The sequence below is a fragment of the Acetobacter sp. genome, assembly GCF_047723915.1.
GTDB lineage: Bacteria > Pseudomonadota > Alphaproteobacteria > Acetobacterales > Acetobacteraceae > Acetobacter.
The window spans coordinates 1-22,215 of sequence record NZ_JBDOBQ010000039.1 but is presented as its reverse complement, the minus strand read 5'-3'; the positions used below and the strand labels follow the sequence as shown (position 1 = coordinate 22,215).

General features: G+C 64.9%; 13 protein-coding genes. 10 read left to right on the top strand and 3 right to left on the bottom strand.

Annotation, left to right across the window (positions count from 1 at the left end; all coding sequences use genetic code 11):
* Positions 1-175 precede the first annotated feature (175 nt).
* The 4 genes from ABF990_RS14005 to ABF990_RS13990 all read left to right on the top strand — a co-directional run bounded on the left by ABF990_RS14005 (position 176) and on the right by ABF990_RS13990 (position 4,346).
* Positions 176-1,228, top strand: coding sequence for a LysR substrate-binding domain-containing protein (locus ABF990_RS14005; RefSeq protein ID WP_415500170.1), 1,053 nt, complete (start codon positions 176-178; stop codon positions 1,226-1,228).
* Between the two features lie 97 nt (positions 1,229-1,325).
* Positions 1,326-2,483: an iron-containing alcohol dehydrogenase gene (locus tag ABF990_RS14000; RefSeq protein WP_415500199.1), complete on the top strand. Its 1,158-nt coding sequence runs from the start codon at positions 1,326-1,328 to the stop codon at positions 2,481-2,483.
* Positions 2,484-2,716: 233 nt separating this feature from the next.
* On the top strand, positions 2,717-3,817 hold the full coding sequence (locus ABF990_RS13995; protein ID WP_415500169.1) for an NADH:flavin oxidoreductase/NADH oxidase: 1,101 nt from the start codon (positions 2,717-2,719) through the stop codon (positions 3,815-3,817).
* Between the two features lie 187 nt (positions 3,818-4,004).
* A complete protein-coding gene (locus ABF990_RS13990) occupies positions 4,005-4,346 on the top strand; it encodes a zinc ribbon domain-containing protein YjdM (RefSeq protein WP_415500168.1) in 342 nt (113 codons plus the stop codon).
* Between the two features lie 69 nt (positions 4,347-4,415).
* On the opposite strand, the gene ABF990_RS13985 is transcribed toward ABF990_RS13990, so the two are convergent.
* Complete coding sequence (locus tag ABF990_RS13985; protein ID WP_415500167.1) at positions 4,416-4,916, bottom strand: ferritin-like domain-containing protein; 501 nt, start codon at positions 4,914-4,916, stop codon at positions 4,416-4,418.
* Positions 4,917-5,346: 430 nt separating this feature from the next.
* Here ABF990_RS13985 and ABF990_RS13980 point away from each other — a divergent pair, with 430 nt between their 5' ends.
* The 3 genes from ABF990_RS13980 to ABF990_RS13970 all read left to right on the top strand — a co-directional run bounded on the left by ABF990_RS13980 (position 5,347) and on the right by ABF990_RS13970 (position 15,428).
* Positions 5,347-6,243: a hypothetical protein gene (locus ABF990_RS13980; RefSeq protein WP_415500166.1), complete on the top strand. Its 897-nt coding sequence runs from the start codon at positions 5,347-5,349 to the stop codon at positions 6,241-6,243.
* A gap of 312 nt (positions 6,244-6,555) precedes the next feature.
* On the top strand, positions 6,556-6,786 hold the full coding sequence (locus tag ABF990_RS13975) for a hypothetical protein (RefSeq protein ID WP_415500165.1): 231 nt from the start codon (positions 6,556-6,558) through the stop codon (positions 6,784-6,786).
* A gap of 59 nt (positions 6,787-6,845) precedes the next feature.
* Complete coding sequence (locus ABF990_RS13970) at positions 6,846-15,428, top strand: GH36-type glycosyl hydrolase domain-containing protein (protein WP_415506651.1); 8,583 nt, start codon at positions 6,846-6,848, stop codon at positions 15,426-15,428.
* 353 nt (positions 15,429-15,781) lie between these two features.
* On the opposite strand, the gene ABF990_RS13965 is transcribed toward ABF990_RS13970, so the two are convergent.
* Complete coding sequence (locus ABF990_RS13965; RefSeq protein WP_415500895.1) at positions 15,782-16,672, bottom strand: pirin family protein; 891 nt, start codon at positions 16,670-16,672, stop codon at positions 15,782-15,784.
* A 69-nt stretch (positions 16,673-16,741) separates the two neighbouring features.
* On the opposite strand from ABF990_RS13965, the gene ABF990_RS13960 reads away from it, so the two are divergent.
* From ABF990_RS13960 to ABF990_RS13950, 3 genes are all read left to right on the top strand, one after another.
* Entirely contained in the window at positions 16,742-16,903 is a 162-nt protein-coding gene (locus ABF990_RS13960; RefSeq protein WP_415500896.1) for a hypothetical protein, read from the top strand.
* Positions 16,904-17,222: 319 nt separating this feature from the next.
* The gene (locus ABF990_RS13955; RefSeq protein ID WP_415500897.1) at positions 17,223-19,025 is read left to right on the top strand and encodes a sulfotransferase; all 1,803 of its coding nucleotides are present in this window, start codon (positions 17,223-17,225) and stop codon (positions 19,023-19,025) included.
* Between the two features lie 339 nt (positions 19,026-19,364).
* Complete coding sequence (locus tag ABF990_RS13950) at positions 19,365-21,518, top strand: catalase (RefSeq protein ID WP_415500898.1); 2,154 nt, start codon at positions 19,365-19,367, stop codon at positions 21,516-21,518.
* An 82-nt stretch (positions 21,519-21,600) separates the two neighbouring features.
* On the opposite strand, the gene ABF990_RS13945 is transcribed toward ABF990_RS13950, so the two are convergent.
* A complete protein-coding gene (locus ABF990_RS13945; protein WP_415506652.1) occupies positions 21,601-22,200 on the bottom strand; it encodes a nitroreductase family protein in 600 nt (199 codons plus the stop codon).
* Positions 22,201-22,215 lie beyond the last annotated feature (15 nt).

The following is a 22,215-nucleotide window of genomic DNA, read 5'->3' as shown; positions in this document are numbered from 1 at the left end:
CTGCCTGCCTGCCTGCCTGCCTGCCTGCCTGCCTGCCTGCCTGCCTGCCTGCCTGGGTATCTGCGCTCCTGTTGTTGATGGACCATGCCCGCTCCCGCCCTTGAAGGATGGCGGCGGCGTTGGTACTGACGGGTGGTCGGTGCAAAACCGCTTACGGCAGGGAAAGGCCCAGCGCATGGATTACCTGGCGGCAATGCGGGCTTTTGTCCGGGCGGCGGAGGTCCGGAGCTTTTCCCGCGTTGCGGCCCAGACGGGCACGAAGGTTTCCACCCTGTCGCGCTATGTCAGCGCGCTGGAGGCCGATTTGGGGGCGGCACTGTTCAACCGCTCTACCCGGGGCCTGACCCTGACAGAGGCTGGCAGGACGTTCCATGCGCGGGCCAGCCGGATTCTGCTCGACCTCGATCAGGCGCGCGCCGACACATCCATGCTGAACAGCACGCCCCGGGGTGTGCTGCGCATCAATATTCCGCGCGTTTTCGGCAGGCGGCATGTCATGCCCCATATGCGCGACTTTCTGGCCACCTACCCCGATATCCGGCTGGATGCCACCCTGACAGACACCACGGTGGACCTGATCGAAAGTGGCGCGGACGTGGCCATACGCATTGGTGCACTGGTGGATTCGACCCTGATCGCAAGGCGTCTGGCGTCGCAGCGGCGTGTGCTTGTCGCAAGCCCCGACTATCTTGCAGCCCACCCCATGCCCGCCTCCCCCGCCGCGCTGGCACAGCATTCCTGCCTGCGTTTTGCCCTGCAACCGGCCGATGCGTGGTATTACCGGCCCCGTGATCCGGTCCGTGGTACACTTCGGGGCGTGCTTGATGACACGTCCCGTGGCAAGCCCGATACGGCAGTGCGCGAAATTGCCGTGGACGGATGCCTGCGCGCCAATGATTCCGAAACCCTGCGCGACGCGACCCTTGGCGGGCTGGGTATTGCGTTGCTGCCCACCTGGCTGGTGGCGGCGGATCTGCACGCGCACCGTCTGGTCGGCGTGCTGCCCCAGTGGGACTGGCTGCTCGCCCCCGGGCCTGAACGGGCGATATGGGCTGTCTACCCACCCAAGAAGGTTGTCGCGCCAAAGGTCAGGTGCTTTGTTGCCTTTATGGCCGAACGGTTCGGCAGGACCGCCTACTGGGACCGGCCCCCGTTCGTATACACCACAGGTACGGCACAGGCCGTGCCGACGACGCCAGCGGTGTTGCCACCCGCGCCATCCGCGTGAATGGGTGGGTTATGAAAGGCGGCGTCGCATGGCGCAGCCGCCCGTGGCGTTCGACCTGGGCGCGCGGTTGGGTATGATTGAGCAAGGAGCGTTGAACATGCAGAATTTCGAGTTCTATAACCCCACCCGGATTCTTTTCGGTCAGGGCATGGTCGCGAAACTGGCCGAACAGGTGCCGGCGGATGCGCGCCTGCTCATTCTGTATGGCGGGTCCAGCGCGGAAAAGAACGGCACCCTGGCCGAGGTCCGGGCCGCACTGGATGGCCGCATGGTCCACGAATTCGGCGGGATCGAAGCCAATCCGACTTACGAGACCCTGATGCGCGCGGTCGAGACCATCCGCCGCGAAAAGCTTGACTTCTTGCTGGCGGTGGGTGGTGGCTCGGTTATCGACGGCACCAAGTTCGTGGCTGCCGCCGTCGCGTACGAGGGCGATGCGTGGGATATCATGACCACACGCGGGGCGTGCGTGACGGCGGCGCTGCCCTACGGCACCGTGCTGACCCTGCCCGCCACGGGGTCGGAAATGAACTGCGGCAGCGTGATCACGCGCAGGCAGACGCGCGAGAAACTGGCCTTTGGCAACCAGCTTGTGTTTCCGCGTTTTTCCGTGCTGGACCCCACCAAAACCTATTCCCTGCCGCTGCGGCAGGTGGCCAACGGGGTGGTGGATGCGTTCGTGCATATCATGGAACAGTACCTGACCTACCCGGCAGGCGGCATGGCCCAGGACCGTTTTGCCGAAAGCCTGCTGGTCAGCCTGATCGAAATCGGCCCGAAGGTCATTGCCGAGCCCGATAATTACGACCTGCGCGCCAATTTCATGTGGATCGCGACACTCGCCCTTAACGGGCTGATCGGGGCTGGCGTGCCGCAGGACTGGGCCACGCACATGATCGGCCACGAACTGACGGCGCGGTACGATATCGATCACGCGCGCACGCTGGCCGTCGTGCTGCCGTCCATGCTGCGTATCCGCAAGGCGGCCAAGCGCGGCAAGCTGCTCCAGTACGCCCGGCGCGTGTGGAACCTGCATGACGGTGACGAGGACACCCGGATCGAGACCGCCATCGCCAAGACCGAGGCATTTTTCGAAAGTCTGGATATTCCCACCCGCCTGTCCGCCTACACGATCGGGGCGGATGCGATCGACGGGCTGATCGCCCAGCTGGACGCCCATGGCATGACCGCACTGGGCGAACGCGCGGAGGTCAGCCTTGATGTCAGCCGCCGCGTTCTTGAGGGCGCACTCTAACCTTTCGTCTCCCGGGGCGTTTGTGCGCCGTGGTGTTAGCGGATCGTGACCGCGCACGCCACGGGTCGGTCACCGGCCTGTTCCCGGCGCGTGACCACCCTGTTACTGTTCCGGCTCCCGCAGGCCCACGGGGCCGGGCCTTGTACCATCAACCACGGACTGCCGTGGCAGGCCGGCTTTACCCACGATCGGATCGGGTGGGTGCCGCCCGCGCAGTCACGAAAGGGACCGTCATGAGTGGGCCTGTTCTTTTTCAGCCGACCACATTCAGGGCGCTGACCCTGCCCAACCGCATTGTCATCGCCCCGATGTGCCAGTATTCGGCCACGGATGGCCGGATGACGGACTGGCACCTCATCCATTTGGGCTCGCTCGCCCTGTCGGGGGCGGGGCTGCTGACGATCGAGGCCACGGCCGTGCTGCCCGAAGGCCGGATCACCTACGGCGATGTCGGCCTGTGGGACGACGGGACGGAGGCCGCCATGCGCCGCGTGCTGGAGGGGGTGCGCCTTGCGTCCGATATCAAAATCGCGGTGCAGTTGTCGCATGCCGGGCGTAAGGCCTCGTGCGAGGTGCCGTGGAAAGGCGGGGGCCATATTCCCCCCGGCGGCGCGCAGGGGTGGCAGACCGTGGCCCCGTCCACCGCGCCCTACCAGACTACGGATGCCAGCCCCATGGCGCTGGACCGGGAGGGCATGGGCAGGGTGCGCGCGGCGTTTGTCGCCGCCGCCCGCCGCGCGGCAGCCCTCGGGCTCGATGCCGTGCAACTGCACGCGGCCCATGGCTACCTGCTGCACCAGTTCCTGTCCCCCCTGTCGAACCGGCGGGACGACGCCTATGGCGGATCGCTCGAAAACCGCATGCGCTTCGTGCTTGAGGTATTCGATGCCGTGCGTGACGTATTCCATACCGGTCCGGTGTCCGTAAGGGTGTCGGGCACGGACTGGGTGCCCGGCGGGTGGGATATCGAGCAGACCGTTGCGCTGGCGCAGGTGCTGCAGGCCCGGGGGTGCGACGCCATTCATGTCTCAAGCGGGGGGCTGAGCCCCCGGCAGGATATTCCGGTAGCCCCGGGCTATCAGGTACCGCTGGCCCGTGCGGTCAAACAGGCCACTACCTTGCCGGTGGTGGCGGTGGGGCTGATTACCGGTTTCGAACAGGCCGAAGCCATTGTGGCGAACGGGGATGCGGACCTGATCGCCCTTGCTCGCACTATTTTGTACGACCCGCGCTGGCCATGGCATGCGGCGGCGCATCTGGGTGGGCATGTCAGGGCGCCGAACCAGTACCTGCGCTGCCAGCCGCGCACCCATAAAGATCTTTTCGAGGTCTGACCCCCCGTCCCGGACAATGCGCCGCCCGGTGCCCGGTGCCCGAGGCCGGGCGCTGGCGGGCCTGTCATGGTTGTCATGCGGCAGCAGGGCGGATGTTTTACAAAGGCCGGTCCCGGCATCCGTGCCAGACAGGGTATGGCGGGGTGGGGGGATTGTGCGCCAGCCTGCATGGGTTTAAATCACGCGCATGAACACAACACCTGTCATCTGCCCGCAATGCACCCTGGACGAAACCCATATCGAAGGGGCGAACCACGTCTGCGACACCTGTGGCTATGAATGGCCGGCCGACGTGGCCGACACCGCCCAGACCGAAACCGCTCTGGCCGAGGACATCGTGCGTGACGCCAACGGGGTGGCCCTGACCGATGGCGATACGGTCGTTGTCATCAAGGACCTGAAAGTCAAAGGGTCTTCCACAACGCTGAAAGTGGGCACCAAGATCAAGAACATCCGCATCGGCGCGGGTGATCACGCGGTGGAGGCGGGCGGCTACCGGCTCAAGGCCGAGTTTCTGCGCAAGGCCTGATCCGGCCCGCCCGGTACGTCTGTAACGCGTACAGCCCCGTCTTGTCCCCGCCGCGTCATGCGGTGCGTATCATGCCATCTGCAACGCCCTGGGGTTGCTTTCGCGCTCGGCGATCGCGCTTAGCAGGGCGTCGGTGCGTTTTTCTTCTTCCAGTGTTTCGGCCAGCAGTTTTTCCACATCGTCAAGCCCGAGTTCGGCCGCCCATGTCCTGAGCGTGCCATAGCGGGCAATTTCGTAATGTTCGATGGTCTGGGCGGAACTGATAAGAACCGCGTCCGATGCTTCGGTTTTGCCGAACGCTTCGGCATTTTCCTCCATTTCGGCCAGAATGCCCTGCATGGCGTCGCAGGTCTTGGCCCGCGCGGTCTTGCCGATCAGCCCGAACACCTTGTTCAGCCGTTCCACATGGGTGGCGGTCTCGTTGGCATGGGTCTCGAACGCCTGTTTGAGATCCGGCGCCTGAGCCGCGGCCATCGCTTTCCTGAGCGATTTGAGAATCTGCTTTTCAGCGAAATAAATATCCTTCAACGTTTCATAAAACGCATCGGACAGAGATTTCCTGTTCGTCATGACAAAACCCTTTCCTGTAAACCGGGTCACGAAAGCCATATGGCCCGTCTGTATATTTTTCATCGGTCTTACTGGAACGTTTCGGGATTCTACCTGCCCTGCGGGGGGCGTGCGCCCTGTGCGGGCCGGTAAACCCGTTCTCGGGCCGCATGCGCCCCCTGGGTGTCTGCCTGCGGCCTGCAAAGGTTACGTCCTTTTCGGGAAAGAGTTGCCGGGTATTTGAAATTTCTCTCTTTCACAGGCCGTGCCCATGCCATCTGTGCCGCATGGGGGGAAGTTCGGTCAGGCGCGCGAACTTCATGGCAGGCAAGACGTTGGAACAATCCCCTATGTAAGGAGTGTTCCATGCCCATACTGCTCTGGCTGCTCGGCGTTCCCATTCCCATCATTATTCTTCTTTTTCTTTTCTACCATTGAAAGAAGACGTGCCATGACGCTTGATACGCAGGATAAGGCTGCTGTCCCGCCTTGTGCGGGACTGTCGTGGGGGGCCGTTCTGGGGGGCGCTACTGTCGCGACCGCCATGGCCATCATGCTCGCAGCCCTTGGTTCGGGGCTGGGTCTGGCGTGGGTGTCCCCCATTGCGGACAATAACCCTTCGGGCCTTGCATTTACCGTGGTCATGGCCATCTGGCTGATCGTGGTGCAGTGGATCGCTTCTTTTTTTGGCGGGTATCTGGCAGGTCGCCTGCATTGCGCCACGGGTGGCGCGCGGCGTGAGGTCGAGTTCCGCGATACGGCGGCAGGGTTTGTGGCCTGGGCGGTCGCGGCCGTGGTGGTGGTGGGGCTGGCCGGGTCGGGTGTGGGAACGGTTTTGCATGGTGTTGCCAGGCATGCCGCCGCAACCGCCAGCCAAGCTGCCGGTCAGGCTGCCGATCAGGTCGGGGGTCAGGCCGGGGGACAGGGCCTGCCCCGCCCCGGAACGGGCCAGATGGAAATCGTGCTCGATACCCTGTTGCGCAGCACCCAGCCCGAGAACGCCACCCCGCAGGACGCGCGGGCCGAAGTGGCGCGTATTCTCGCACAGGCGGCAGTCGGCCCCTTGCCCGCGGGCGATCATGAGTATCTCAGCCAGGTGGTAGCCGCCCGCACGGGTCTTTCCGCGCAGGACGCCGCGAACCGGGTGGACCAGGCAATCGCCGCCGGAAAAGATGCGGTGGCAAAAGCCAGACATATCATGGACCTTACGCGCAAGGCGGCGTCTTCCTTCGCGCTCTATACGTTTTTTTCCATGCTGGTGGGGGCGTTTATCGCCTGTGTTGCCGGGGCGCTGGGTGGCCGGCAGAGAGACGGCCTGTACAGCGCCGCACAGGCCGCGCGGCGTTAGGCCGCATGCGTGCTGTTTTTTCCTGTGGCCTGCCTGTGCCTGGCCCGTGCGTGACCGGTGTGTGACGTGTGTGCCCCGTATGGGCGCAGCTTTGCACGGGTGCACCGGGCATGGCGGCTACCACGGGAGGGAGAAAGAGATCGGTATTGCCGCGACCGGTAAAATAAATGTGCAACGCCACCGCAGCTTTCACGTTCATAAAAGACCGACAGCAAAACCGGTGGAGCCTGTAGCGGCAGGGCCGTGACTTCAACCCCGGTATGCCGGTCGGTATCGCCCTGTTCCCATATGTCGCACCCAAGGAGAACAGCAATGGGTACTTCTCAGAAATCGGCCATGACTGGCCATACTCTCTCTCCCGGGGCAGAAAAAATGTCCCGACCGATCGTGGAGGATGAGAAAAACAAAGCTGGTAACAGATTTTTTCTGCCACAGGCAGGTCTGGGCATGACCGCTCCACCCCCGGTGGACGACCTGCCGCCCCTGTTGCGCAGGCTGTCCGCCTGCGGGCCGGGCCCACGGACCAGCCTGTTCCGTAAATAGGCCATCGCCGAAAAAAAGCGGTGCAACGGGACTGGGTTCGCACCGATCTGGAGCCGGGAATGGATGCGAACGCAACCGTATCTGCGCGGGGTGACCGCGCGGCAGGTGAGGGGTGGCGCGACTGGTTGCGCCGCATGACGGGCCGACATGCGGCGCAGGCGGCATGGCGTGACGATATGGCGCCCCTGCGGGCCGAAATTTTCGGCATGGAGCGGCTGGAGGCGCACGCAAAAAGCCTTGCCGCCGCCCAGACCGTTACGTCCCGCCCGGGTGGGAGCGGGAACCCGTTATCGAAACGCCTTGCACAGAACGGCGCTTTTCTGCGCATGGCGGATGAGAAAATTTCACAGGCCATGCTGGCGGGGCGGCAGCTGACCCCCGCCGCCCAGTGGCTTGCGGACAATTATTCCCTTGTAGACATGCAGATCCGCGAAACCGGGCTGGACCTGCCGCAGGGCTATTATGCCCGCCTGCCCAAGCTGGCCAACGGACCATTTGCGGGCCTGCCCAGGGTATTCGGGGTAACGTGGGCGCTGGTCGCCCACACGGACAGCAATATCCAGCCCGATGTGCTGTATAATTACCTGCTCGCCTACCAGAGCGTGACCCCCCTGACCATTGGCGAGGTCTGGGCCGTGCCGATCACGTTGCGGATCGTGCTGATCGAGAACCTGCGGCGCGTGGTGGGGGCGATCATGCACACCAATGCCAGCAGGCGCGAAGCCGACAGACTGGCCGACAGGCTCGACAGTTTTCGCAAGGACAGGCATAACGCCATCCCGCCGTTCCTGGCCACGGTCGACCCTGCCTGTCTGGACGGGGCGTTCACAGCCCAGCTTGCCTACCGTTCACGCGGTCTGGACCCGGAAAAAGACCCCGCCCTGCTCTGGCTGGAACACCGCCTTGCCGAACGGGGGGCGTCCATCGACAGCACCGTGCGCGAGGACCTGCAGGAACAGGGGGCGTTCAACGCCACGGTACGCAATATCATTACCAGCCTGCGCCTGATCGCGGAACTGGACTGGACGGAGGCGTTTGACAGGGTCTGTCTCATCAACCGGGTGTTTGCGGGCTACGACAGTTTTACCCATACCGATTTCGCCAGCCGGGACCTGTACCACAAGGCCATCGAGGATCTCTCACGCGGGAGCACGCAGACCGAGCTTGCAATCGCGGAACTGAGCGTGTCGATGGCGCGCAAGGCGCAGGCTCTCGACCCGCACGACCCGCGCCGTAGCGATCCGGGCTATTATCTGCTTATGGCCGGTCGCCCGGCGCTCGAGGCCATGATCGGGTTCCGCCCGGCGTTCTCGCGCTGGCTGGTGCGCGGGTTCTGTGCCTGCGGCATTGCCGCTTACAGCGTGGTTGTCACTGTGCTGAGCGCGCTGCTGCTGGCCCTGCCGTTCTGGCTTTCCTTCGACATGATCGGCAATGCCGCGTGGCTGCTGGCCGTGCTGGGGTTCATTCCTGTGTCAGAGGCCGCGGTTGCCTGCGTGAACCGGCTTGCCCTTGAGGCGCTGCACCCGACAGCCCTGCCGGGCCTGGAATTTCTTGAAGGAATTCCGCCATCTTTGCGTACCATGGTGGTGGTGCCCGTGCTCCTGACATCGGAGGAAACGGTGCAGTCCCTGCTGGCCCGGCTTGAGGTGCATTGCCTTGCCGCCCGGGATGACGCGGTGCATTTCGCGCTTTTGAGCGACTGGGCCGACCATAACGGCCCCGACGCGCCCGAGGACCACTACCTGCTGGCCCTGGCGCAGGCCGGTGTGCAGGCTCTGAACGACAAATACGGCCCTGCCCCCGGGGGCATGCGGTTTTACCTGCTGCACCGCCGCCGGGTCTGGTGCGAGAGCGAACAGGTGTGGATGGGGTGGGAACGCAAGCGCGGCAAGCTGCATGAACTCAACCGCCTGCTGCGCGGGGCGCCGGACACGACTTTTCTGGCCCAGTCCGACCCGCTGCCGCAGGATGTGAAATACGTCATCACCCTGGATGCGGACACCCGCCTGCCGCTGGAGACCGTCAGCCGTCTGGTGGGCAAGATGGCGCATCCGCTCAACGCTCCGGCGTTCGACGCCGTATCGGGCCGGGTGCGCGAAGGCTATGCCATTCTCCAGCCCCGGGTTACGCCATCGCTGCCGGTGGGGCACAAGAGCACGCTGTTCCAGCGTATTTTTGCCAGCGCAAGCGGGATCGATGCATATTCCGCCGCCGTATCCGACCTGTACCAGGACATGTTCGGCGAAGGGTCTTACGCGGGCAAGGGTATTTACGATATCGACGCGTTCGAGGCCGCCCTTGCGCAGCGCGTGCCCGAATCCACCCTGCTCAGCCATGACCTGTTCGAGGGCATTTTCGCCCGCGCGGGCCTTGCGACGGATGTGGAGGTGGTGGAGGAGTTCCCGACCGATTACCTGGTTGCGGCACAAAGACTGCACCGCTGGACACGGGGCGACTGGCAGCTTCTGCCCTGGGTTCTGGCAAGTCTTGTGCCGGGCAGGGTCTCCGCGCGGGAACGGCTTTCGGGCATTGCGCTGTGGAAAATGCTGGACAACCTGCGCCGCACGTTATGCATGCCGTTCTGCCTGCTGACACTGGCCGTGGGGTGGTTCATGCCCCCCCATGCGGCCGTGATCTGGACATGCTTCGTGCTGCTGGCCATTGCCGTGCCCGCGTTCCTGCCCGTGGTGCCCGACCTCGTTCCCCGCCGCGAATGGATAACCCTGCGCAGTTACCTGAGCGTTGTGGGCGCCGCCAGTGCCGAGGCCGCGGTCATGACATTTCTCAACATCGCCTTTCTGGCCCATCAGGCTTTTCTGATGGCGGATGCGATCATGCGCACGCTGGCGCGTGTTTTTGTAACCCGGCGGAACATGCTGCAATGGGTGCCCGCGGCCCAGATCGCGGGACTGCTGCGTTCGGGGGTTGGGGGGTATTACGGGCGCATGCTGCCCGCGCCGCTGCTGGCGGGGGGCGTGACACTGGGGGTGGGCCTGTGGGCCACGCCGTGGAACCTGCTGCTGGCGGCGCCGGTGGCCATTGTATGGTGCCTGTCGCCTGCCATTGCCATGTGGGCCAGCCGCACGCCCGTCATTGCCGCGCGGTCGCGTCCGTCCCGCACGGATATCCGTATCCTGCGCATGACCGCGCGCCGCACCTGGCGGTTTTTCGAGACTTTTACCACCCAGTCCGACCATATGCTGCCGCCCGACAATTTTCAGGAAGATCCATCCCCCGTCGTGGCGCGGCGTACGTCACCCACCAATATCGGCCTGTATCTGCTCTGCACCGTCAGTGCGCGCGATTTCGGCTGGGTGGGGCTGGCAGACACCATAGACCGGCTGGAAGCCACGTTCGCGACACTGGAGACCATGCAGCGCTACAGGGGGCATTTTTACAACTGGTACGCAACCGCCACCCTCGAACCGCTGGAGCCGGTCTATGTATCCAGCGTGGATAGCGGCAACCTGGCCGGGCATCTGATCGCGCTGGCCAGCGCCTGCCAGCAATGGTGCGAGGAGCGGACAGAAACCGCCACATGGCGCGAAGGCCTTGTCGATATCCTGAACATTGCCATTACCGACCTGACATTTCATAACGGCGCGCGCCTGGCCCAGACCGCGGAGGAACGGCAGTTGCTGCGGCGGCTGATCGGGCTGAAAAAGGCTGTGCTGGCGGCGTCGGCCGCGCGGTCGGTGGCCGAACTGGAGGCCCTGCACCGCCACGCCGGCGAAATTGCCGCACATGTTGCCCGCCTGCACCCGCCCGAAACCGATGCGGCGAACGAACGCATTGCCGACAGGCTGTTCTGGGCGGCGGCCCCCCTGCGCGCGCTGGAAAGCCATTTGCGCGATTTCGACACCACGTTGCACGCAGCCCTCATCCCCCGGCTGCTGACGGTCGCGCACAAGGCCAGAACCCTGGCGCTGGAAATGGATTTCGGGTTCCTGTGCAACCCGTCGCGCAAGCTGCTGTCCATCGGCTACCGGGTGGCGGAGGATGCGCAGGACACCAACTGCTACGACCTGCTGGCGTCGGAGGCGCGGCTGGCGGTGTTTTTCGCCATCGCCAAGGGCGATATGCCCGCCCATGACTGGTTCCGGCTGGGGCGCTCGATCACGCCGGTGGGCTCGGGTGCGGCGCTGGTGTCGTGGTCGGGGTCGATGTTCGAATATCTCATGCCGTCGCTGGTCATGCGCGCACCGGCGGGCAGCCTGCTGGAACAGACCAACGCGCTTATCGTGCAGCGCCAGATTGCCTACGGGCAGGCGCGCGATATTCCGTGGGGTATTTCGGAATCGGCCTATAACGTGCGCGATCTCGATTATACCTACCAGTATTCCAATTTCGGTATTCCGGGTCTGGGGCTCAAGCGCGGGCTGGGGCTGGATACGGTGGTGGCCCCCTATGCCACCCTGCTGGCCGCCATGGTGGACCCGCAGAAGGCCGTGGCCAATCTGTACGCGCTGGAAAAAACCGGCGCGCTGGGTCGTTACGGATTGTACGAGGCGCTGGACTACACGCCCGCGCGTGTGCCCGACCGCAAGACGGTGGCGCTTGTGCGGGCCTATATGGCGCACCATCAGGGCATGTCCATTCTTTCCGTGGCGGATGCGGTCATGAACGGGATCATGCGCGCGCGTTTCCACACCGATCCGGTCATTGCCTCGGCCGAGCTTCTGTTGCAGGAACGCGCCCCCCGCACGGGGGCTGTCGCCCGGCCCCTCCCGTCCGAGGATGACGCGCACCCTGCGGTGGCCACCGTCAGCGCGCCTGCGGGGCGTTACCTCGACCGGGCGGACACGCCCCAGCCGGTCACGCATCTGCTGTCCAACGGGCGCTACACGGTCATGCTGACGGCGGCGGGGTCTGGCTACAGTCGCTGGAACGGCCTTGCCGTCACCCGCTGGCGCGAGGACATGACGCGGGACGATTACGGGTCCTACCTGTATCTGAAAAACAGGCGGACGGGTCGTGTCTTTTCCGTGGGCGTGCAACCCTGCCTGACCCCGCCGGACGATTACGCCGTGGTCTTTCACGAGGACCGGGCCGAGTTCGCCCGCCAGGACGGGACACTGACCACGACGCTGGAAATTTTCGTCTCCGCCGAGGACGATGCCGAGGCCCGGCAGCTTTCGCTGTTCAACACCGGCAGCGACATGCTCGAAATCGACGTGACATCCTACGCCGAACTTGCCCTTCTGGCGCAGGGGGCGGATCTGGCGCACCCGGCCTTTACCAAGCTTTTCGTGCAGACCGAATACCTGCCCGCCGCGCGCGCGCTGGTCGCGACACGCCGCCGCCGCACCCCGGATGAGCCGGAAATCTGGGTGGCGCACATGGCGGTGTGCGAAACCGCGATCGAGGTCGAGACCGACCGCGCCAGTTTTATCGGGCGCGGGGGCGATCTGTGCCAGCCCGACGCGGTTATGGGCGAAGGCTCCCTGTCGGGGCGGACCGGCACCGTGCTGGACCCGGTTTTTGCCATTCGCGCGCCGCTTGTCATCCGCCCGGGTGCTGTGGCGCGTGTCACGTTCTGGACCATGGCCGCCCCCACCCGGGCCGCCCTGCTGGACATGATCGACACGCATCGCACGCACGCCGCCATAGACCGCGTGCGCACCCTTGCCTGGACACAGGCGCAGGTGCAGTTGCGCCACCTCGACATTACCCCCACCACGGCCGACCTGTTCCAGCGGCTGGCGGGGCACCTGCTTTATGCCGGGCCCACCCTGCGGGCCGGTTCGACCCTGATCGGCAAGGGGGCCGGGCCGCAACCCCTCTTGTGGGAACAGGGTATTTCGGGCGACCTGCCGCTTCTGGTGGTGCGGATCAGGGAAAACGCCAATGTCGATATCGTGCGCATGCTGCTGCACGCGCATGAATATTTCCGCCTCAAGCAACTGGCGGTGGATTTTGTCATCCTGAACGAACATCCCACCTCCTACCTTCAGGATTTGCAGACCTCGCTGGACCAGCTTGTGCATTCCATCCCGCGCGCGGGGGGCAGTGCGGGGTCGGTACGGGTGCTGCGCACGGACCTGCTCAGCCCCGTCGTGCACGACCTGATCGTGTCCGTGGCGCGTGTGGTGCTGCTGGCCGACCAGGGCCTGGCGGACCAGCTCGACCAGGCGGAAGGTACGCTGCCACGGCGCGTGGCCCAGGTACGGGGCACGGCGCGGCCCATGGCGGAACGCTTTTTTGCACCATCCGTGCCTGAACTGGAGTTTTTCAACGGTCATGGCGGTTTTGCCCGCGACGGGCAGGAGTACATGGTGGTGCTCGGGCCGGGGCAGCAGACGCCCGCACCCTGGATCAATGTCATTGCCAATGAACGCTTCGGCTTTCAGGTCTCGGCCGAAGGGTGCGGCTATACCTGGTCGGGCAACAGCCGCGAACACCAGATTACCCCGTGGTCGAACGACCCGGTCAGCAACCGCGCGGGCGAGGTCGTTTACCTGCGTGACGAGCAGTCCAGCACCCTGTGGTGCCCCACCGCCGCCGTGCGGCGCGAACGCGCGGCCACCTATGTCGCCTGCCATGGGCGGGGCTATAGCTGGCTGGACCGGGTGGCGCATGGCGTGTCCAGCCGGGTGTTGCAGTATGTGCCCGTGGCGGACCCGGTCAAGATCACACGCATCCAGCTTCGTAACCTGTCGGACCAGCCGCGCACGCTGTCTGTCACGGCGTATGTGGAGTGGGTGCTGGGGCCCGCGCGCAGTACGGCGGCCCCTTTTGTCCGCACCGAACTGGACGAGGAGCGTGGCACGCTGTTCGCGCGCAATCGCTGGAACACCCATTACGACAGCCGTGTGGCCTTTGCCGATATCGGCGGGGCCGTAACCGCCAGTTCGGGCGACCGCACGGCCTTTATCGGGCGCAACGGCACGCTGGACCACCCCGCCGCCTTTGCCCGTGGCAATGGCGTGCAGGGCCGCACCGGGTCGGGGCTGGACCCGTGCGGCGCGGTGCAGACGGTTCTGACCCTGCCCCCCGGCGGCACGGCGGAAGTCGTGTTCCTGCTGGGCGAGGGCGAGAACGAGGACGACGCCCGCCGCCTGGTGGCCCGGTACCGCGAAGCCGATCTGGATACGGTGCTGGAGGATGTGATCCGCCAGTGGGATACGGTGACAGGCTCCATCCAGGTCCGCACGCCCGATCGCGCCATGGATATCATGCTCAATGGCTGGCTGCTGTACCAGACGCTGGCCAGTCGCGTGCTGGCGCGGGCGGGCTTTTACCAGGCCAGCGGGGCCTATGGCTTTCGCGACCAGTTGCAGGACGGCATGGCCCTTGTCCAGTCACGCCCGGACCTTGTGCGGGCGCACCTGCTGCGCGCGGCCTCGCGCCAGTTTGTGGAGGGCGACGTGCAGCACTGGTGGCTGCCCCAGACCGGGGCGGGCGTGCGCACCCATATTGCCGATGACTGCGCATGGCTGGCCTATACGGTGGCGCATTACGTCAACACCACGGGCGATACCGGCGTACTGGATGAACCGCTTGCCTTCCTGCAGGCGCCGCCGCTGCCCATGACCGAGCATGACCGTTTCATGGTGCCTGCGATCTCGGCCGAAAGCGGGTCTTTGTTCGAGCACTGCGCCCGCGCACTGGACCGCAGCCTGGCGGTTGGCGCGCATGGCCTGCCGTTCATGGGCACGGGGGACTGGAACGACGGCATGAACCGCGTGGGCGAACAGGGGCGGGGCGAGAGCGTATGGCTGGGCTGGTTCCTGCATGTGGCGCTGACGGCCTTTATCCCCATTGCCCGGGCCCGGGGCGAACAGGGGCGGGCGCAGGCGTGGCAGACCCATGCGCAGGCCCTGGCCGTGGCGCTGGAAAACACCTGGGACGGAGACTGGTACCTGCGCGCCTATTTTGACGACGGCACGCCGCTGGGCACGCACCGCGCGCAGGAATGCCAGATCGACGCCATTTCCCAGTCATGGGCGGTGCTGTCGGGTGTGGCACCCATGGAACGGGCGGAACATGCCATGCGCTCGGTCATGGCGCGGCTGGTGCGCGCGGCCGATGGGCTTGTGCTTGTGCTGACCCCGCCGTTCAACACCATGGAGCCGGACCCGGGCTATATCCGGGGGTATCCGCCCGGTATCCGCGAAAATGGCGGCCAGTACACCCATGCCGCTTTGTGGACCGTCATGGCCACGGCGGCTCTGGGTGACGGGGAGCGGGCGCATGCGCTGTTCCAGACGCTCAACCCGATCAACCACGCCACCACCGCCCGGGACGCGGCCCGTTACCGGCTGGAACCCTATGTGGTCGCAGCCGATATCTATTCCTGTCCGCCCCATGTGGGCCGGGGGGGCTGGTCGTGGTACACGGGGTCTGCCGGGTGGATGCAGCGCGTCGGGGTGGAAACCATTCTGGGCGTTCGCGTACAGGGGGCACGGCTGCTGATCAACCCGTGCATTCCGCGTGACTGGCCGGGTTATGAAGTGACCCTGCGGTGGCGCAGCGCCACCTATGTCGTGCGGGTGAGCAACCCTGAACATGTCTGCCGGGGCGTGGGCCGCATGACGATGGACGGCAGGCCCCTGCCAGCCTATTCCGCGCCGGAGATGGTGGATGACGGCGCCACCCATACCATAGAGGTCACCCTTGGTTCGGGCGCGTTCGCGGGGTAGGGGCCGGTGTGCCTGCGGCTGCGGCTGCGGCGGCTCGGGGCGGGTCCGTGTGGTCTCTGTGCGGTTTACGTGTGGCCCGGGTGGGGACCAGCGTGAAACCAGTGATGTGGCGAGTGATGTGACCAGAGGCGTGAGCGGTGGCGTGGGTCCACCCGTGGTTGCCTGCACCCTGTGGCCGTGCATGAGCCGTTTATGGGGGCGTGCATCGGTCCTCCCCCGCCGGGCGGGGCAGGGGCGTGTTCTGGCCTTCTGGCCGCCTCGGGGGCGGAAGGTGCGGGCCAGACAGTACGGGCTAGACATTACGGGCCAGAAGGTGCTGGCCGGTGCTGCGCCGGGTGCGCGCCCGGCGCATTTTACGACATGGGCGGCGGGGCGGGGTCGGTCGCGGGCAGGGGAATGAACTCGTCATGGTCCGCGTCGGGCAGTTTCATGCGCCCTGCCTGCCAGTCCGCCGCCGCTTCGGCCAGCCGCTCCTTGCTGGAACTGACAAAGTTCCAGAACAGGAACCGCTCCCCCACCGGCTCGCCCCCCAGCACCATGGCGGTTGTGGGTTCCACCGCCCGGAACCATGACACATCCGGCCCTAGAACAAGCATGCGCCCCGCCGTGTATCGCACGCCGTCGATCTCCACCGCGCCCTGGGCGATATAGAGCGCGCGTTCGCGGTACTGTGCGGGAATTTCGGCCCGGGCTCCGGCCTCCAGGTCCAGATGGACGTAAAACAGCGGCGAATGGGTGCGCGCCGCGGCCCGCAGGCCATAGGCATCCCCCGCGATAACCTGCCCGTGCACGCCGTTTGCGTTCCAGTGGGGCAGGTCGTCGCCGTCATGGTGCGAGAAGGAGGGCGCGGTTTCCTCATCCCCCAAAGGCAGGGCGACCCACGCCTGGATACCGTGCAGGTGGTCCCCCACGGCGCGCGCTTTCTCGAAGCGTTCGCTATGCGTGATGCCGCGCCCCGCTGTCATCCAGTTGACCTCCTGCGGGCGGATCGCCTGCTCTGTGCCAAGGCTGTCGCGGTGCATGATCTCGCCGCTGAAAAGATAGGTCACGGTGGACAGGCCAATATGCGGGTGCGGGCGCACGTCAACGCTGCGGTCGACCCCGGCGGCCAGGTCGAGCGGGCCCATATGGTCGAAAAAAATGAACGGCCCCACCATGCGCCGCCGCGCGAAAGGCAGAACACGCCCGACTTCCAGCCCCCCGCCAAGGCTGCTGCGGCGCTGTTCGATCATCATTTCGATCATGTGTGCTGGTCCTTTTCGCTCTTTCGGGCCCGGTTTCGCAAAGTGGCTGGCGACTGGAGTGACTGTAGCATGCTCCCGCACCGGCGCGTCCTCACCGGTCCGTGCGGTTTTGCCCCCGAAGGCTGGAACGCTGGTGCGGGGCTGGCGTTCATGGCCATGGCGCGCCAGATGCGCCCTGCAATGCCCGTTGCCCGGCATGGCCCGATAGCGGCCCTTTACTCGGCCTTGTAGTGGCTCTGATACAGGGTCCGATACCGGTCCGGATATCGCGGCCGGTACTGCATGGAATATTGCATGGAATACTGCTCCGAATGCCGGCCTGAATACGGACAGGGATACTGGCCTGAATACCGGCGTGAATGCTGGCCCTATGCCAGTCTGGCGCAGCCCCGCAGAGCGCTCTTGCCTCCGTTCTCATGCCCGTTTGCGTTCGCCGTTTTCGCCCCCATTGTTACCCTGCATGGTTGCCGGGCATGCAGTATGGCGATTGTCTTATCAGGCCGGGCATCCTACTTTCGGGGTTGCTGTAGTGTGGAAACAGGCCGGGAGCGTGGATATTTTGGATCAGACTGCCGCCACGCACCCGCCACCCGCCATGCCCGAAAATCCCGAGGTGCTGAACAGCTTCGGGCTGGCCCTGCTGCGTGCCGGGCATGTCGGGCAGGCTGTGTCTGCCTTTCGCAAGGCTGTGGTGCTGCGGCCCGATTTTCGGCCCGCGCATGTCAATCTGGCTACAGCCCTTGAACAGCAGGGCGACCGCGCGGGTGCCCTTGCGCAGTTCCGCGCCATTGTGCGGCTTGACAGGGTTCTGGACGACATGACCCGCCACGGTGCCGAACTGGAGCGGAACGCGACGGATGTTGTAGCCCTGAACGCACTGGGCAAGGCTCTTTACGCAGTCGGCCGGAAAGAGGATGCCCTGGCCCGGTTCCGGGGCGCTGTGGAGATCGCGCCCGATTATGCGCCGGTGGGGCTGAACCTGGGGATCGTGCTGGCTGAACTCGGCCGGGAGGATGAGGCCGCGGCCGCGTTTGCCGCCGTGCTTGCCCATGATCCGGCGAGCCATGCCGCCCATATCAAAATGGGGGAACTGCTGCACGACCGGGGCCATTATCCGCAGGCCCTTGCCCACCTGCAACAGGCCGCGACCCTGCGGCCGGACGATGCCCCATCCCACGTCGCGCTGGGTCGCGTCCTGCGCGAGACAGGCCAGATCGAGGCGGCGCGTCAGGCGTTCCGCAAGGCGATCGCCCTGGCCCCCGACCGGCTGGATTCCTATGCCGGGCTGATCCGCATTACACATTTTACCGCGGACGACCCGGCTCTGCTGGCCCTGCGCGCTCTGGCCGCGAAAGCGGACACCCTGCCCGTGCCGGAGCAGGTGGACCTGCACTTCGCGCTTGGCAAGGCGCTGGCCGATATCGGGCAGCATGAGAACGGGTTCGGGCATCTTCTCAAAGGTAATGCCCTGCGGCGGCGCGGCATAGACTATGACGAAAACCGCATGTTCGGGATCATGCAGCGTATCCGCGAGCGGTTCTCCGCCCAGGCGATCGAGGTCGTTGCCCGCAGCGGCCATGGTTCGGACTGCCCGGTGTTTATTGTCGGCATGCCGCGTTCGGGCTCGACCCTGGTCGAGCAGATCCTGTCCAGCCACCCCGATGTGTACGGCGCGGGCGAGATTGCGGCCCTGTCCCATACGTTCCGCGACGGGGCGGCGCATTTTCCGGCATGGAAAAACCTGGCTCCGCTGGACTGCCTGAGCGAGGCCGAACGCCAGTTCATGGCGGAGGATTACCTCCAGCGGCTGAAGGCCCAGGTGATCGACTGGCAGGGGGAAGCCCCGCCCCGGCGCATCTGCAACAAGACGCTGGAGAATTACCTGTTCATCGGGCTGATCCATCAGCTCTGGCCCCGGGCGCGCATCATTCATACGGTCCGCGATCCGGTCGAGACATGCCTGTCGTGTTTTTCCATTCCGTTCGAGGGGCTGGACTTCACCTTCGATCTGGGGGAACTGGGCCGCCGCTACAGCCATTATCAGGACATGATGGCGCATTGGCGCGCCGTGCTGCCCGCAGGCACCATGCTGGATGTCCGCTACGAGGACGTGGTGGAGGATCTGGAAACCAGTGCCCGGCGGATTATCGCATATTGCGGCCTGCCGTGGAACGACGCCTGCCTGCACTTCGACAAATCGGCCCGTCCGGTCAGAACATCCAGCCTGGAGCAGGTCAGGCGGCCGATCTATCGCAGTTCCGTCCGGCGCTGGCGGCCCGACGCACAGACCCTGCGCCCGCTGCTGGACGGGTTGGGGGGTGCTATGGCATCGGGCAGCGTAGACGGGGCATAGGGTCGCAGGCGCATGACCGCGCAGTTTCTGCCGGGCAGTCTCTGCCAGCGCTGTTGTCCGACTGGGGAGCTGTCGGTGATGTTGAGGCAATGTGACACTCCGGTTTTGCCGGACATGACGCACCTGCACGATTGTGCCGGGCTTAGCCTTGCAAAGTCCCGAACAGTCTGAACATCTGTGCCCTGTTTTTTGTGCCCGTGTTCAAACAGGGCGATCACGTTTTTGCGATTTTTAGACTTATGGCAGGTATTGGGCGTTTAGGCCCAGTACCGGGCATGAGTTGCTCCGCGCCATGTGCTGCTGCGGTTCAGGCCCCCAACCCTGACACGGCGAGGCATCATGGCAGACCGGAAAATACCGTCCCCCGCGCATAGGAACAGTCTTTACGATCATGCGCCGGGTGCGGGCCAGTTCCCCACCACCGACACGCTGGGCGCGGGGGGGGAGTTGCACCAGTCGGTGGAAAGCGGTCACGATCATAGCGATGGCGTTGCCCACCTGACCGACAATTTCGGCCATCGTATTGCCGATAACGAAAACTCGCTCAAGGCTGGCGCACGGGGCCCCACATTGCTCGAAGATTTTATTCTTCGTGAAAAAATCTTCCATTTCGACCATGAACGTATTCCCGAACGCATTGTGCATGCGCGCGGGTCGGGGGCGCATGGGGTGTTCGAATGCACCAAGGCCATTCCGCATCTGACGCAGGCCTCGATTTTTCAGAAAGTGGGTAATACCTGCCCGGTCTTTACGCGGTTTTCCACGGTGGCGGGGGGTGCCGGTTCTGTCGATACCCCGCGTGACGTGCGCGGTTTTGCGGTCAAGTTCTATACCGATGCCGGGAACTGGGATCTGGTCGGCAACAATATTCCGGTTTTTTTCATTCAGGACGCGATCAAGTTCCCCGATCTCGTGCACAGCGTGAAAATGGAGGCCGACCGGGGTTATCCGCAGGCGGCGTCGGCCCATGACACGTTCTGGGACTTTGTGGGGCTTATGCCCGAAACCCTGCATACGGTCATGTGGGCCATGTCGGACCGGGGTATTCCGCGTTCGTTTCGCATGATCGAAGGTTTTGGCGTGCATACCTTCCGTTTCGTCAACGGGGACGGGCGCGGCCATTTCGTGAAATTTCACTGGAAACCCGTGCTCGGCCTGCAATCCCTGATCTGGGATGAGGCCGTCAGGATTTCCGGCGCGGATAATGACTTCCACCGTCGCGATCTGTTCGAGGCCATAGAGCAGGGCCATTACCCGGCATGGGATTTTGGCGTACAGGTGTTCGACGAGGACTGGGCCGCCCGCCAGCCATACGACGTGCTGGATGCAACAAAGCTCATTCCCGAGGAAGAGGTGCCGGTAGAGATTATCGGCCGCATGACGCTGAACCGGAACGTGGACAATTTCTTTGCCGAAACCGAACAGGTCGCGTTCATGCCCTCGAACGTGATACCGGGCATCGACTTCACGAACGACCCGCTGTTGCAGGGGCGGCTGTTCTCCTACCTCGATACGCAGAAATCCCGTCTGGGAACCACCAATTTTCATCAGATCCCGGTTAACGCGCCCAAATGCCCGTTCCACAATTTCCAGCGCGACGGCATGATGCAGACACTGGTGCCGACGGGCCGCGCCAATTACGAACCCAACAGCCTGGCCCAGGCGGGGGAAAACGGCGGCCCGCGCGCCTGCCCCGCGACAGGCTTTGCCACTTTCGCCCCCGACACCGAGCGTAACGACCCGTCAGGAAAACTGCGTGTCCGCCCAGAAAGTTTTGCCGACCATTACAGTCAGCCACGTCTGTTCTACCGGTCGCAGACCCGGAACGAGCGCGCGCATATTGCCTCGGCCCTTGTGTTCGAACTGTCCAAGGTCGGGCTTGAGCATGTGCGCGGGCGGGTGCTGTCGCAGTTGCGCAATGTGGATGAATCGCTGGCCCAGCGCGTGGCGGCGGGCCTTGCCGTGGACCTGCCCGAAAAGGCAAAACCCGCGAAGGAACCGGTGGACCTGCCGGTTTCGGACCGGCTGTCGATCCAGAAACAGGCGCTGGACACCATGGCGGGTCGCACGCTGGGTATTCTGGTGGCCGAAGGTTCGGATCTCGCTCAGGTCAACCAGTTGCGTGAGAGCGTTCTGCACGCCGGCGGCACGCCGTTTGTGGTAGCGCCCAAGGTGGGGAGTGTTATTCTCAAGGGCGGGACCATCAAGGCGGACGGCCAGCTTGCGGGTTCGCCGTCGGTGCTGTTCGACGCCGTGGCCTCGGTCCTGACACCGGACATGGCCGAAAAGCTGACCCATGACAGTGCGGCGGTGGACTGGTTCATGTCCGCCTATGCCCATTGCAAGACCATAGCCCACTGCAAGGGCACGCAGGTTCTGCTCGACAGGGCGGGGGTGGAAAAAGATGCGGGCGTGGTGCCGCTGGAGGCGTTCGCGGCTACAGGCATGACCCGCCACTGGGAACGCGAACCCAAGCTGCGCGATCTGGCGTAACGGCGGCCGGCATGACGGCGCACCCCGTCGCCATGCCACAGGCCCCACCCACCCGCGCTGGCAGGTGAGTGGGGGCAGGGTGTCAGACGCCCTTGAACCGCCCTGCAAAGGCGATATCGCCCAGAGATACGCGCTCGGACGGCGCTTCGCGCTCACGCAGGCCTTCTGGCAGGGCGGCGGGTTCGCCCTGGCGGCCAATGACGATGGCGGCGTGCAGGGCGTAGTCCTCGGGCAGTTCAAGCCCGGCCTGCGCAATATCCTTGTCGAATCCGCTGACAGGGTGGGTGGCCCAGCCATGCTGGTTGGCCTGCAACTGGATCAGCACGGAGGCCGCCCCGGCGTCGAACGCATGGGTGGGGGCCGGTACGGGCTCACCCGTCTTGCTGGACAGCGTAACCGTGCGCGACGCCACGAACACGAGGGCGGATGCCGTTTCCGCCCAGGACTGGTTGAACGGGATCAGCCAGGACAGGAACCGGTGCCAGTCTGGCGTGCCCTGCAACGCGTAAAGAAAACGCCAGGGCTGGGCGTTATAGGCCGAAGGCGCCCAGCGCCCGGCTTCGAGAATGGCCAGCAGGTCGTGTTCCGTGATCGGGGCGTTCTGGAAACTGCGGGGGGACCACCGGTCCTGAATGAACGGGGCGATGGGGTAGGTCGTCTGGCGGGTGGGGGCGTGGGGCATGGCATGGCCTTTCGG